We start from the raw sequence: 12,727 nt of genomic DNA on the forward strand, positions 1-12,727 counted from the left end.
ATTGATTGAGTGCCTGCTCCCCGGAAAGGGCGGGGAGCAGGAAAGGGCGGGTGCTTAGCCAACAACCTGGCCCATTTGGAAGATTGGCAGGTACATGGCGATGATCAAGCCGCCTACCAGTACACCCAGAACCGCCATAATCATGGGCTCCATCAGAGCAGTCAGGTTGTCAACCATATCGTCAACCACGGCTTCGTAGTGCTCGGCGACTTTGCGCAGCATTTCGTCCAGGTTACCGGATTCTTCCCCGATGGCGGTGAGCTGCACCGCCATCACCGGGAAAATGTCCTGCTGTTTCATGGTTGTTTGCAGTTGGGTGCCACTTGAGACATCGTTTTTGATTCTCATGATGGCATCCCGGTATACCGCGTTACCGGTCGCTCCGGCAACGGAGTCCAGTGCGTCCACCAATGGAACACCGGCGGCGAAGGTGGTAGAGAGCACTCGGCCGAACTTGGCGACGGCGGATTTGTCCAGGATTTCGCCAACAACTGGCAGCTTGAGGACATATTTGTCCACTATGTCAGAAAATTTCTGGGAGCGTCGTTTGGATTCTTTGAATAGGAAAATGGTACCCACAATGCCAAGCAGCACAACAAACCACCAGGTCTGCAGCCATTCGGATAGCCTTACTACCATTTGAGTGAATACCGGCAAGTCAGCCCCGAAGCCCTGGAACAAGCTCTCGAACTGGGGAACCACCTTAACCAGCAATATGGCAGTTACCACAATAGCAACCACAATAACCGCAATCGGATAAGTCATGGCCTTTTTGACTTTTTTCTTGAGCAACTCCGTCTTCTCGAGATAGGTGGCTATCCTGTCCAGCATCTGCTCAAGCGCACCGGCCTTTTCACCGGAATCCACCAGGTTGCAGTAGAGGTCGTCAAAATGTCTTGGGTGCTTGCGCAGGGCAGAAGCAAACCCGGTGCCGGAGGAGATATCGTTCCGGATACTCATCACCAGTTCCTGCAGACCCTTATTTTCAAGGCCGTCAGCCACAATGTCGAAACTCTGCACCAAGGGAACGCCGGCCTTCATCATCGTGGCCAGTTGGCGGGTAAGCATCGCAATATCAAACGGTGTGATCTTCTTGCTGCCACCAAATAACGGCTTGGGCTTCTTCTTGACCTTATCCGGGATAATGCCCTGCTTCCGCAGTTGGGCTTTTACCAAGGCCAGGTTAGAGCCAGTTAGCTCGCCCTTGGTCTTGTTGCCCTTCCGGTCTTTGCCTTCCCAAACGTACGATTCCAGCTTCTGCGCTTTTTCTGCCATGCTTAATCCTTCGTCACGCGGTTGGCTTCCTCAAGGCTGGTCACCCCTTCCATCACTTTCAAAAGGGCGGATTGCCTCAGGTTTCGGAAGCCTTCTGCCTGCGCTTGTTTTGCAATTTTTATCGAACTGGCTTCTTCCATAATCATGCTCGCCAGTTCTTCAGTAATCTTCACCACTTCGTAAATACCGACGCGGCCTTTGTATCCACTAGAGCATTTATCACAGCCCTTGGGGCGGTACAACGTAAAGCCTGTATCAATTTGTTCTTGTGTGAACCCTTCCTTCAAAAGCACGTCTTTTGGGATGTCTGCCGGCTGCTTGCAGCTGCACAGCCGCCGGCCAAGGCGCTGGGCGATGATCAGGCTCACGGAAGTGGCTATGTTGAACGCAGGCACCCCCATGTTCATCATCCGGGTCAGGGTTTCTGCAGCGCTGTTGGTGTGCAGGGTAGACAGGACCAGGTGTCCGGTTTGTGCCGCCTTGATCGCGATGTTGGCGGTTTCCAGATCCCGGATCTCACCCACCATGATCACATCCGGATCTTGCCGCAGGAAGGCTCGAAGCGCTTCGGCAAATCCCAGGCCCACTTTGGTGTTCACGTTAACCTGGTTGATGCCTTCCAGGTTAATTTCCGCCGGGTCTTCTGCTGTAGAAATGTTGATGCCTGGAGTGTTCAGAATGTTCAGGCCGGTATAGAGCGATACCGTCTTGCCAGAACCGGTCGGCCCGGTGACCAGAATCATGCCCTGGGGCTGCGCCAGTGCATCCATATACAGTTGCTTCTGGTCTTCCTCGTAACCCAGCACGTCGATGCCCAGCTTGGCCTGGCTCGGGTCCAGAATTCGTAGAACAATCTTTTCGCCCCAAAGGGTGGGCAGAGTATTTACCCGGAAATCGATGGCCTTAGTTTTGGATAGCTTCATTTTTATCCGGCCATCCTGGGGGATTCGGCGCTCCGATATGTCCAGTTGCGCCATAATCTTTACCCGGGCAGAGATCTTCGGTGCGAGCTTGATAGATGGGCGGGATATCTCTTTCAGGATGCCGTCGGTTCTGTAGCGCACCCGGTAAATCTTTTCATAGGGCTCGAAGTGGATATCGGAAGCGCCGCCGCGAATGGCATCAAGCAGCATCTTGTTGACGTATTTGACGATGGGGGCGTCATCCACTTCCGCGGTACTGACAGCGCCATCGTCGTCCTGATCACCGCCTTCCGTCTCAACACCTTCGAGGTCAGCATCGTCCAGGTCACCCATGCTGGTGTCCTGGGATTCGAGGTACTTGTCGATGGCGGCACGTAGCTTGGCGTCATCCACCAGAATCGCGTCAGTACTCAGCCCCGTGTTGAATTTGATCTCATCCAGTGCCTGAATATTCGTGGGGTCTGACACCGCAATGAACAGCCGGTTGCCACGCTTATAAAGCGGCAGGGCGTTGTGCTTGCGAACCAGTTTTTCGTCAACCACCTTCTCCGGCATCATTTCCGGCAGGAAAGAGTCCAGATCCAGAACGGAAACCCCGAACTCCATGGCGGCGGAGAACGCCAGTTTGGAACTGTCTGCAAGGTGGTTCTGGGTGAGGTAGGTGATCAGTGGAATGCGGTTCTGGGAAGCCTGTAGGAATGCATCCTTGGCGGTATCTTCATCCAGAAGCCCGTCATCCACAAATCGACGGGCCAAGCCTGTCAGGGTCACGTTTCGGTTGCTGTTCGCCATAAATGCTCTGAGGAAAGTCTTGTAAGTGGCTGAAACTCGTCTTTATGAACACAGAGTTTAGATGCATGGCCGGGGTTTGGAAAGCGGGGTAGGTCTCAGGTTTGATCTTTCTCAAAGACATGTCGTTGAAATGTGCTGGTCGGTTTGTGTTAGGGGTGGGTGACAAAAAACGTCACTCCTGGACGTGATCGGGCGGGGTTTTTATAGGCTTGCCTTATGTGATGCGTATCACAAAGGGTTGCAACGCCCTGAATGCACGCCCATTTTTAACATTATCTTGCAATTGGCACGCTGGCTGCTTAGCCTGTTTCAGGCTCAGCGCGGCTGACGGGAAATATGCCTGGCGGTCAGAGCTTTGAAAAAGAAACGACAACTCTAGAGGTCGATAACATGCAAGAAATCAAAATGAGTCATGGTCAGAAGGGTTTCACCCTGATCGAACTGATGATCGTTGTGGCGATTATTGGTATTTTGGCGGCTATTGCTATTCCGCAGTATCAGGATTACACCGCTCGCTCGCAGGTAACTCGCGTTGTTTCAGAGCTTAATTCTCTGAGGTCTGGGGCAGAGGCTGCAATTCTCCAGGGGCGTACGATCGTGTCTGCCGACACACCAGGCGTCGGTGAAGAAGACCTGGGCTGGACCACTTCTAACCTTGTAGATGGCACGGGCAAGGCACAAGTTGACGTTCAGAACGGTGGCACAGCGACCCCGACCGTGGCTGTTGAGCTTGGGGGCGATGCCGGTGCCAACGTGGCGGGTGTAACTATCACCTTGTCTCGTAACGCAAACGGTGCTTGGACCTGTGGTATGACCGGTGGCACCGCCGCACAGGGCTGGAAAAACAGCTACGCACCTACGGCCTGTCCGCACAGCTAAGTAATTCTGAAAGCCGAACAGGGTAGGTCAAAAGAAACAACCTGCCTTGGGTGGCCAAGAGGCTCGGGGGTCTATACCTTCGGGCCTTTTTCATTTATGCATGTATCTACCTCAGTCCTGATTACGCGCAAGCCGCATACCAACTCAGCGTAAAGCTCCAGACGCAAAAGCGTCATATGAAAGTAGTTCAATTCTTGCAAATGCGGGTCCGGCGCTTTTTATTAGTACGTTAATCCATCAGGTAATTATGCAATGTACTCTTCTGGCTCAATCTCACGATGGACATTGGCGACAGCCGCACTTTTGGGGTTCGGGGCAGTTCTGTTCATTGATTTCACTCCAGCCCCGTTTGGTGGTTATGCGGATCAGCGTTTTCTGCTTTTGGCGCTTTCCGGTTTGCTCGTTATTATCTCCTCGGCCTTCCTTGTATTGAATCGCTATTCTTCTATTTGTAAGAGTTTGCGCGTTTTAGTCCCAATCACTTTGCTATGCGGCAGTTTTTTTGTTCTTTCCCTTCCCTTTCGAGGTCAGTTATACGTTTGGGTTGAGCCAGGAATGTATGCGTTCTTTTTCTTTGCCACAGTTGTAAGTGGTGCGTGGGCTTCTTGGACAGGCTCTAATGAGAACGTCGGTCGGGATTTGGTGCTAATTGTCGTAGCCACTTGCAGCGCATATGGCTTGGCTACAATCAATATATATCTATTTGCCCTATTCGATGGGGAAACCGATTTGGTGAATTTTATTCCTTGGGGCTTTGGCAATATCCGTTACTGGAGTCACATTGCAACCTGGTGCATTCCTCTTATGCCATTGGCGATACTTGTCGGGCGGTCAAAGCAACATCGTATTTGGCGAACAGTGAGCGTACTTGGTGCAGGCCTCTGGTGGTGGATACTGATTCTGTCAACTTCTCGAGGATCTGCACTCGGAATTGCTTTCGGGGCAGTTCTCGTGTTGATTCTATTTGGACGTCGCGCTTTACCTTGGTTAAACGTCTTTTTTGGGGGGGTGTTGGTTGGCTTTGTCATTTGGGGGCTATTATCAGTCGCTATTCCAACGTTAATAGCAGACGACATTCAAATCCGGAGTATCAAGGCGGACAGTTCAGGGCGGATTCCTTTATTTATTGAAGCCTTTTCAATGAGCCTTCAAAATTTTCCGTTTGGTTTGGGGCCCCAGTCGTGGTTGACTCATGAGATATTGACCGATGGATACTCCCAGAGTCGGCACTTTGGGCATCCACATAATATGTATCTCATGTGGGCTGCCGAGTATGGCTGGGTTTTGATTGCCCTGTTGGGGCTGGTTGTTGCTCAAGCAGTTCGTTATTTCTGGATAAAACGCTCTGAACTGTTTCGTGGAAATAACGATGAACATACCTTTCTGCTGATAGGCGTAACGGCTTCTGTTTCTGCAGCTTTGTTTCATGCGGGCGTATCTGCCGTGTTTGTAGCGCCAGGATCAATGATAGTTGGATTGTTCGTTCTTATCGCATTCTGGGCGTTGATCATCCCAACACGATCCTCTAGCTGTGGGGCGTCTGAACCTGAACGGCCTTCAGGTTTTCGAAAAGTTTTTGCATTGCTCATAGGCCTGGCGCTAATGACTCTTTGGTTGCTTTGGATGAATCAGGTCTGGGCTTACTTTGAAGATATGCGCTTGGACGAGCAGACGTACTTTGAAGAAGTTGGTGGTGGCATACAGCCACGATTCTGGTTCCATGGAAATTTTCCTCGGTCGGAGTGAGGCGTTTGCCAGTCGCCAGCTACTTGAAATCAAGTTACTGGTAGTCTTGAGAGCGATTCGCAAGAGACTTTTGCCTACGGGCTTAGTTCTGAGAGATCAGATGCACCGTGAAGTCCCACCAGCTTTGACGTTGACGGTGCCTTCCCGGCAGCTGGGTAGTCAACGTGCAGCTAACAACAATCGTAAATTTTTTCTTGCTGACAGCAGCCATACTGACTCAGATCATCAAACATGGCCCCCATCTTGCTGAGCATGTCCCAGTGACCACTCAGTGAGACAGAGTAATGCCAAAACACACCAAAGGCTTCACCCTTATTGAGTTAATGATCGTTGTTGCGATCATCGGCATTTTGGCGGCGGCTGCTATTCCGGCGTATCAGGGGTATGTGGTAAAAAGTCAAATCGGGCGGGCGGTTAGCGAACTTGGCGCCTATCGCTCAGGATTCGAGTCCAACACAACGGGTACTTCTGGTATCAATAACCAGTCTCTCGGTTATAGCCCGTCAAACCTGACCACAGGTGATATTGTTACCGAAATAGGTACCTTGAATGCTGACGGATCTGGTCACCTGCAAGTGACCATGGGGGGCAATGCACACCCGAACCTGGCAGGTGTCATTCTCCGATTCGAGCGCACTGTGGCCGGCGAATGGCGCTGTGTTATCGATAAATCAGCCGCTAGCCAATGGCGCGCCAGCTATACACCTGCAAATTGCACCGTGCTCTGAAGTTGTGGGCAGCCCCATGATAATCATGAACAACTGCCTCCCTCTGTACTGGCTATTATAACTCTGCCCGGGGGTAGCTGTAGCGCAGAGTCCCATCGGGAAATCGCTGTTCAATCAGTTGGATTCTCTGCCCGGGCTGAAGGCTGGCCCCGCTGACCATTACTCGTGTCTCAGAACCATCAGGAAGCAGGACTCTCGCGGTTGTAAGAGTTGTCGAGGTTCCTGTCCTCAGACTCTCGCCTTCGCCCTGATTGATTTCAATAATGATCCCCTGCACACGCTGAACGACAGGTTCACCTTGGGGGAACAGAAAACGGGCGGTGAAAACGGCAATCAGTAGAATGATGCAAAGGAATACAATGCGATTGCGGATATAGGCTCTGGCGCGGTTGTGTTTCATGGTGTTGTCTGTTCGCTCGTTCTGATTTCCGTCTCAATAGCTATTAAACATATCACTGAAATCAGTCAGGCCGTAAGTTAGCGAGCCAAACAGTCGCCGTTCCAACTTTTACGGCGATAACCTGTTACACCAACTACAATCTGAGCTACTTGCTGTTGACTGAATAGAATGCCATGCCCAGAGACGTGGAGACTTCATGCTCGAAGACCTGACTGTCCGTATCGTGACGACGTTGTTCTACCTGATAAGCCTGCTGGGTGTAGCTGTTGTTGTCTGGGGTGTTGCGGAGGCTGTCATTCGTTTCCTCACGCTGCTGGCTGGCCACAGGGGTGCTCACGCGAAGCTGGTGAGAAAAACTGCCCGTATTCGGGAACGCCTGGGTGCTCATCTTCTGTTGGCGCTGGATATTTTTATCGGTGCAGACATCATCAAAAGCGTTATATCACCCGCTTGGGAGCACATTGCCATGCTCGGTGCTGTTGTACTGATCAGGGTAGTACTGAGCTACTTTCTGGAGCGGGAAATGGAACGAACTCACCAGTCGGCACAATCTGGCCGTTTATCCGATCATAACGGCGAGGGTGAGTGAATTTGGGGTCAGACCCCAAGACATTTCACCCCCGCCAAATGTTCTGGGGTCTGACCCCAATGTTGTTATTCGTAGGTGCAGAAATAGGCGGTATCTACGTCAGCCTTTACCTTGAAGCTGGTGTTGGCCGCTACTTCAAAGGCATCGCCGGCCCCGTAGCGGGTCCAGCTATCGCTATCTGGAAGCTGAACGGTTAATGCGCCGCTGACAACAGTCATCACTTCTTTTTTACTGGTGCCGAACTCGTACTCACCGGAACTGATCACACCTACGGTTGCAGGCAGAGACTCGCCTTGGAAGGCAATGGATTTTACTTTGCCGTCGAAGTATTCGTTTACGTTTAACATGGTCATTACCCCTTATTTATCCAAACTGCCGGTTTAGCCAGGCATTGATATCGCCAGACTCATACATCCATTGCTTCTCACCCTGGTCATCGGTGATCAGCAGACATGGCACTTTAACGGCGCCGCCGCCATTCAAAAGATCCTCACGATGCGCTGGGTCATGTTGTGCGTCACGCAGTTCGATATTCAACCCCAGCCGGGCGATCTCTTTACGTACTTTTATGCAAAACGGACAGGCCCGGAACTGGTAGAGCGCCAGGTTTTCGGTGGCCTTATCAATCTCTGCTCGCTGCTCAGGCGAACGGCTGATGGCCTTCGGTGTACTGAGCTTCTCCGAAAGCAACATAAACGGTGTTAGAACCAGCCGCAGCAGGCGGAAAAAAGCGCGGATAATCATTCGCATAATAAAACCTAAGCTATTTGGACATGAGCGGATGTGCTGGAAACAGGGCGGCAAGGATACCACGGCTGATCATCTGGGGTCAGACCCCAAGACATTTCACCCCACCAAATGTTCTGGGGTCTGACCCCAAATTGGGATGGCCAACCGCGCACCTCTAAAAGCGGTAGCTTAATCCCAGCAAGCCATAGTGGGCCCAGGCAAAGGTGTATACGCTGTCGTTATCTGCTCCGCCTTCCAAGGTTCGGTAGCCGAGCCGGCCTTCCAGTTGCGGTGACAGTTGATAGGTTACGGCCACGGCGGCATCAATCGCCCGGCCCTGGGGCGCGCCAAGGCCCTCCACGTCAAACTCCGAAGCCCAGCGCTGAGCAAAAGCCCGGCGGGCCCGGAAAGACAGCAGTGGTACTACGCCAAGGTCTGGGTCATCGGCGCTTGTGGTGCCCTGGCTGAGTCGAACATTGGCATCGCGCACTAGCAGCGTGGCCCCCGCGCTTAGTTTCCAGTCGCCATGCTCTGGCCAGTGATATCGCCAGCCCAGCCGGTAGGTGTTGAACTTATATACCCCCTTTACGCTGCTTCCTGCCTCAAACGTCTCGCCGGCAAAGCGCACATCGTCGGGCAGCTCACCGTGGCCATAAGTGCGTAATGGGGCATAAAGAAGACTGACAGAATGCTTGTCAGATAGCTGGTAGGCCAAATGCACCCGCAAATACGGGTCGGCTCCCTGGCCAGTCAGTTTCAGCAGGTCAAAGCGATCTCCTGAGCTGTCGTTCGGTATCTGAACATCGTTGCGGGAAAGCCAGACGGGCCCGGTTTCGACCGTTAACGTCCAGTCACGTGTTTCATCAGCTGCGGCCGGTGTCGATAGAAAAGCGCTTACGGCCATTGAGAGGGCAAAAAGAAAGGGGCGTGCCATAACGATTAGATCCCGCTCAAAATTTGGGGTCAGACCCCAAGACATTTGGTGACCTGAAATGTTCCGGGGTCTGCCCCCAACTTCACGGGAAACCCGACGTTCCGTCCGCTTAGCCAAGGCTAACTTGTTTTGATACCGGCAATCACGTAACACTGGAACGTCCAACAAAGGTGCGTTTTCTGTACATTGGCTACTTGAGGTTCCAGTCATGAGCGGGCGCCAGCCTTCTTTTCCAAAAGATTTGCATTGGTCGATGAAGCCAAACCGCGACAAGGTGCTCATGCTTGCCCAGCGAGCAGTGTCGGTTTTTGTATACGATGCCGTGCGAATCATGAAGGAATGAAGGGTTCACAAAACTCGCACGCCAACCCGTGCAACGTGCTCAAGCAGGTCTTGGTTCTCTACCTGATGTTCCAAAGCCAGATCGACTTTCCAAGGCAGTAGCAGATCATCAATCTCCAGTTCCAAGTTATTGAACCTCCGCCAGGAGAGTGTTGGCGCGGTGAGCATTAAATCGATATCCGAGTTATGGCGATAATTGCCCTTGGCGCGGGAGCCATAAAGAGTCACTTGTTCTATTTCAGAGTATTTTTCGAAGAGCGCTTTGAGGCTGTTAATAACGCGGCTCGGTAAGCCGAATTGATCTGCTTGCGAAGACGTTTCTTCACGCAAGGTCATACTTCTCTGCCTCTTGGTCCATCCTGCCTTTCAAGGTCAGACAGGTCACGCGTCTGGCACAGCTTCACAGCAGAGTCCAACTGGCCGAATGCCTTTTTAAAATTACTGAAACGCTGTACCCAGCGGACATCTTGCTCTGTCACCTTTGATTCTCCCTTATCTCGCGTATCCGTCAGAATAGCATGGGGTCAGACCCCAAGACATTTCACCCCATCAAATGTCCTGGGGTCTGACCCCAACCTGAATTACCAGAACCAGCGCAGGGGTGCTGGGGCTTCTACGGTATTGGGTGCTTGCCTCACCACCTGGGCGATCTCGGGGGAGCCGTGCTCTTCGGCACATTGGTACAAAGAGCGAATATGCTCCGGGCTACGCTTGTCTTCCGGGTCTCGGTGGTTGTCGATGCAATATTCGAAGTATCTCTGCATCTGCGCCTGTCGCTGTTCGTCGTCGCCAGACCAGGCTTGCAGGTTTTCGAGGCGGGCGACATCCACGGCGATACCGTAGCGGTGCAATTGCACCATCAGCACCATGGCCAGGATGAAGGCCAGGAATACTCCGAGGGAAAGGGTTCCGATCACGTATTTACGAATCATTGATTTGCCTTGAAGGGGGATGCAACGTTGGTGATGGTGCCCCGGTTCAGCTCATAAACCGCCATATTTACCGCAGAAGCCAGATTCAGGGATTCGATCTTTGCGGCGCCGGGAATGGTGAAGCGCTGGGCAGCTAGCTCTTTCAAAGCTTCCTGCGGCACGCCGCGGGCTTCGTTGCCGAACAGGTAGCAGTCGTGTTCTGCAAAAGCGGGATTGGCGATGGCTTCACCGCCAATGTCCAGGCAGGCGATGCGAGGATAACGGCGGACGAGAGTGTCCAGTGAAACCTCGGTTTCAATCGGCACGTGAAAAATCGCCCCCATGCTGGCTCGGACCACTTTCGGATTGAACGGGTCTACACTGCCGGGGCTGAGCAGGCAGCGCATGCCGCCGAACCAGGCCAGGGTGCGCAAGATGGTGCCCAGATTGCCGGGGTCCTGTACTTCGTGCAGGTAAACGGCTTTTTCACCGGGCATGGAGCTTGCCGCTGGCGCCGGCGGCATTGGTACCACGGCCAGAATCCCCTGGGGCGTTTTGGTGTCGGTCAGTTGGACCATTTGCCGGTCGCTGATCAGGTGCTTCGGCCACGGGCTTTTCCAGTGTTCGTAGGCGCTGGTGACATAGAGCTGCGCTTGTCCCCAGGTGGAAGGGGCCTGCTCACGTGCTTTATCCAATTCCAGTACCAGATGCTCCCCCTCTACCAGAAAATGCCCGAAGGCCTGGCGGTATTTTTTCTGGTGCAGCTTCTTGATGTCGTCCAGCTTCACGATGGATTGCTCCCAGCGGTGTCCAGCTCAGCCATCATGGCTTTGGCAACTGCTTCGGCCACTTTGATGCCATCCACCCCGGCAGATAAGATACCGCCGGCATAGCCTGCGCCTTCTCCGGCCGGGTACAGGCCGCGGGTGTTCAGGCTTTGCAGGGTGTCCCGGTCGCGGGTGATGCGCACGGGGGAGGAGGTGCGGGTTTCAATGCCGGTCAACACCGCATCGGCCCGATCGAAACCGCGTATCTGCCGGCCGAAGGCGGGCAACGCTTCGCGGATGGCGTCGATGGCGTAGGGGGGCAGGGAAGGGGCCAAATCGCCCAGGCGAATACCGGGTTTGTAGGACGGAACCACCTCGCCGAGTTTGTCAGACGGCTTACCCGCGATGAAATCACCCGCCAATTGGCCCGGTGCGCAGTAATCACTGCCGCCCAGCTTGTAGGCATTGGCTTCCAGTTGCTCCTGCAGGTCGACGCCGGCCAGCGGGCCACCTGGAAAGTCTTGCTCGGGGTCGATATTCACCACGATGCCGGAGTTGGCGTTGCGTTCGTTGCGGGAATACTGGCTCATGCCGTTAGTAACCACTCGCCCCGGTTCGGAAGTGGCCGCCACTACGGTGCCGCCCGGGCACATGCAGAAACTGTACACCGCGCGACCGTTGCTGGCGTGGTACACCAGCTTGTAATCCGCTGCGCCCAGTGCCGGGTGGCCGGCGTATTTGCCCAGCCGCGCGTGGTCGATCAGACTTTGCGGGTGCTCAATCCGAAACCCGATGGCGAAAGGCTTGGCTTCCAGGAACACCCCGCGCTGGTGCAGCATGCGGAACGTCTCCCGGGCGCTGTGCCCCAGTGCCATCACCACATGCCGGCTCATCAGCTGTTCGCCACTGGCCAGTTCCACCCCTTTCACCTGGCCATTGTCCACCAGCAGGTCGGTGACTTTCTGTTCGAAGCGAATCTCGCCACCCAGGCGAATGATCTCCTCGCGCATTTTTGACACCACGCCAGTCAGCCGGAAGGTGCCGATATGGGGCTTGCTCACGTACAGAATTTCTTCCGGCGCGCCCGCCTTCACGAACTCCGCCATCACCTTGCGGCCGTAGAACTTGGGATCTTTGATCTGGCTATACAGTTTGCCATCGGAAAACAGCCCGGCGCCGCCCTCGCCAAACTGCACGTTGGATTCCGGCGAAAGCTGCTTCTTGCGCCACAAAGCCCAGGTGTCTTTGGTGCGCCGGCGCACATCCTTGCCCCGTTCCAACACAATTGGCCTGAACCCCATCTGCGCCAGCAACAAAGCCGCAAACAAACCGCAGGGGCCAAGGCCGACCACAACCGGCCGCTGTTCCAAACCAGCAGGCGCCTGCGCTACCGGGTAATAGGCGGTATCTGGCGCCGGGCGAACGTGGTTGTCGTCGGCAAAACGGGCAAGCACGGCAGCCTCGTCTTGCACTTCCAGATCAATGATGTAAACAAACTTGATTTCGGTGTTCTTCTTGCGGGCGTCGTAGCTGCGCTTGAAGACGGTGAAATCCAGCAGCTCATCGTTCTTCAGTTTAAGGCGCTGCAGCAGGGCGGCTTTCAGTGCAGCCTCGGGGTGGTCAAGGGGTAAAGCCAGTTCGGTAACGCGAATCATGGTGTGTCCAGGCCGCCCGGCGACTGCCCGGCGGATTAGGGTTGGAGTGAAAGTCAG

The 12,727-nt window shown here is 53.9% G+C and carries 14 protein-coding genes; 4 read left to right on the plus strand and 10 right to left on the minus strand.

Annotated features, from left to right (window positions below):
* Positions 1 to 54: 54 nt before the first annotated feature.
* Both C7H10_RS12040 and pilB read right to left on the minus strand, forming a co-directional pair.
* Positions 55 to 1,275: a type II secretion system F family protein gene (locus tag C7H10_RS12040; RefSeq protein WP_106695042.1), complete on the minus strand. Its 1,221-nt coding sequence runs from the start codon at positions 1,273 to 1,275 to the stop codon at positions 55 to 57.
* 2 nt (positions 1,276 to 1,277) lie between these two features.
* Positions 1,278 to 2,990: a type IV-A pilus assembly ATPase PilB gene (gene pilB, locus C7H10_RS12045; protein ID WP_106695043.1), complete on the minus strand. Its 1,713-nt coding sequence runs from the start codon at positions 2,988 to 2,990 to the stop codon at positions 1,278 to 1,280.
* Positions 2,991 to 3,395: 405 nt separating this feature from the next.
* On the opposite strand from pilB, the gene C7H10_RS12050 reads away from it, so the two are divergent.
* The 3 genes from C7H10_RS12050 to C7H10_RS12060 all read left to right on the plus strand — a co-directional run bounded on the left by C7H10_RS12050 (position 3,396) and on the right by C7H10_RS12060 (position 6,343).
* Complete coding sequence (locus tag C7H10_RS12050) at positions 3,396 to 3,869, plus strand: pilin (RefSeq protein ID WP_106695180.1); 474 nt, start codon at positions 3,396 to 3,398, stop codon at positions 3,867 to 3,869.
* A gap of 285 nt (positions 3,870 to 4,154) precedes the next feature.
* Positions 4,155 to 5,615 (plus strand): O-antigen ligase family protein, encoded by a 1,461-nt coding sequence (locus tag C7H10_RS12055; RefSeq protein WP_167392900.1) that lies wholly within the window; start codon positions 4,155 to 4,157, stop codon positions 5,613 to 5,615.
* A gap of 284 nt (positions 5,616 to 5,899) precedes the next feature.
* Complete coding sequence (locus C7H10_RS12060; protein WP_106695045.1) at positions 5,900 to 6,343, plus strand: pilin; 444 nt, start codon at positions 5,900 to 5,902, stop codon at positions 6,341 to 6,343.
* 55 nt (positions 6,344 to 6,398) lie between these two features.
* On the opposite strand, the gene C7H10_RS12065 is transcribed toward C7H10_RS12060, so the two are convergent.
* Positions 6,399 to 6,743, minus strand: coding sequence for a hypothetical protein (locus C7H10_RS12065; RefSeq protein ID WP_106695046.1), 345 nt, complete (start codon positions 6,741 to 6,743; stop codon positions 6,399 to 6,401).
* 196 nt (positions 6,744 to 6,939) lie between these two features.
* On the opposite strand from C7H10_RS12065, the gene C7H10_RS12070 reads away from it, so the two are divergent.
* On the plus strand, positions 6,940 to 7,332 hold the full coding sequence (locus tag C7H10_RS12070) for a DUF1622 domain-containing protein (protein ID WP_106695047.1): 393 nt from the start codon (positions 6,940 to 6,942) through the stop codon (positions 7,330 to 7,332).
* A 65-nt stretch (positions 7,333 to 7,397) separates the two neighbouring features.
* On the opposite strand, the gene ppnP is transcribed toward C7H10_RS12070, so the two are convergent.
* The 7 genes from ppnP to C7H10_RS12105 all read right to left on the minus strand — a co-directional run bounded on the left by ppnP (position 7,398) and on the right by C7H10_RS12105 (position 12,670).
* Positions 7,398 to 7,679: a pyrimidine/purine nucleoside phosphorylase gene (gene ppnP / locus C7H10_RS12075; RefSeq protein ID WP_106695048.1), complete on the minus strand. Its 282-nt coding sequence runs from the start codon at positions 7,677 to 7,679 to the stop codon at positions 7,398 to 7,400.
* A gap of 16 nt (positions 7,680 to 7,695) precedes the next feature.
* Positions 7,696 to 8,082, minus strand: coding sequence for a glutaredoxin family protein (locus C7H10_RS12080; RefSeq protein ID WP_106695049.1), 387 nt, complete (start codon positions 8,080 to 8,082; stop codon positions 7,696 to 7,698).
* A 154-nt stretch (positions 8,083 to 8,236) separates the two neighbouring features.
* Positions 8,237 to 8,995, minus strand: a complete 759-nt coding sequence (locus tag C7H10_RS12085) for a hypothetical protein (protein ID WP_106695050.1) — start codon at positions 8,993 to 8,995, stop codon at positions 8,237 to 8,239.
* Positions 8,996 to 9,343: 348 nt separating this feature from the next.
* Positions 9,344 to 9,673 (minus strand): nucleotidyltransferase domain-containing protein, encoded by a 330-nt coding sequence (locus C7H10_RS12090; protein WP_106695051.1) that lies wholly within the window; start codon positions 9,671 to 9,673, stop codon positions 9,344 to 9,346.
* Positions 9,674 to 9,918: 245 nt separating this feature from the next.
* Positions 9,919 to 10,269: a hypothetical protein gene (locus tag C7H10_RS12095; RefSeq protein WP_106695052.1), complete on the minus strand. Its 351-nt coding sequence runs from the start codon at positions 10,267 to 10,269 to the stop codon at positions 9,919 to 9,921.
* The gene (locus C7H10_RS12100) at positions 10,266 to 11,036 is read right to left on the minus strand and encodes a TrmH family RNA methyltransferase (RefSeq protein WP_106695053.1); all 771 of its coding nucleotides are present in this window, start codon (positions 11,034 to 11,036) and stop codon (positions 10,266 to 10,268) included. Before C7H10_RS12100 ends, C7H10_RS12095 begins: the two co-directional genes overlap by 4 nt.
* The gene (locus C7H10_RS12105; RefSeq protein WP_106695054.1) at positions 11,033 to 12,670 is read right to left on the minus strand and encodes an NAD(P)/FAD-dependent oxidoreductase; all 1,638 of its coding nucleotides are present in this window, start codon (positions 12,668 to 12,670) and stop codon (positions 11,033 to 11,035) included. Before C7H10_RS12105 ends, C7H10_RS12100 begins: the two co-directional genes overlap by 4 nt.
* Positions 12,671 to 12,727: the final 57 nt, after the last annotated feature.

Source organism: Marinobacter shengliensis (assembly GCF_003007715.1).
In the GTDB taxonomy this organism is placed as follows: Bacteria; Pseudomonadota; Gammaproteobacteria; order Pseudomonadales; family Oleiphilaceae; genus Marinobacter; species Marinobacter shengliensis.

Bases quoted from the DNA above. Each gene is read 5' to 3' on its own strand.
- C7H10_RS12105 (WP_106695054.1), bottom strand. From the start codon at position 12,670: ATGATTCGCGTTACCGAACTGGCTTTACCCCTTGACCACCCCGAGGCT.
- C7H10_RS12050 (WP_106695180.1), top strand. From the start codon at position 3,396: ATGAGTCATGGTCAGAAGGGTTTCACCCTGATCGAACTGATGATCGTT.
- C7H10_RS12090 (WP_106695051.1), bottom strand. From the start codon at position 9,673: ATGACCTTGCGTGAAGAAACGTCTTCGCAAGCAGATCAATTCGGCTTA.
- C7H10_RS12080 (WP_106695049.1), bottom strand. From the start codon at position 8,082: ATGCGAATGATTATCCGCGCTTTTTTCCGCCTGCTGCGGCTGGTTCTA.
- C7H10_RS12070 (WP_106695047.1), top strand. From the start codon at position 6,940: ATGCTCGAAGACCTGACTGTCCGTATCGTGACGACGTTGTTCTACCTG.
- C7H10_RS12085 (WP_106695050.1), bottom strand. From the start codon at position 8,995: ATGGCACGCCCCTTTCTTTTTGCCCTCTCAATGGCCGTAAGCGCTTTT.
- C7H10_RS12095 (WP_106695052.1), bottom strand. From the start codon at position 10,269: ATGATTCGTAAATACGTGATCGGAACCCTTTCCCTCGGAGTATTCCTG.
- C7H10_RS12040 (WP_106695042.1), bottom strand. From the start codon at position 1,275: ATGGCAGAAAAAGCGCAGAAGCTGGAATCGTACGTTTGGGAAGGCAAA.
- ppnP (WP_106695048.1), bottom strand. From the start codon at position 7,679: ATGTTAAACGTAAACGAATACTTCGACGGCAAAGTAAAATCCATTGCC.
- C7H10_RS12060 (WP_106695045.1), top strand. From the start codon at position 5,900: ATGCCAAAACACACCAAAGGCTTCACCCTTATTGAGTTAATGATCGTT.
- pilB (WP_106695043.1), bottom strand. From the start codon at position 2,990: ATGGCGAACAGCAACCGAAACGTGACCCTGACAGGCTTGGCCCGTCGA.
- C7H10_RS12065 (WP_106695046.1), bottom strand. From the start codon at position 6,743: ATGAAACACAACCGCGCCAGAGCCTATATCCGCAATCGCATTGTATTC.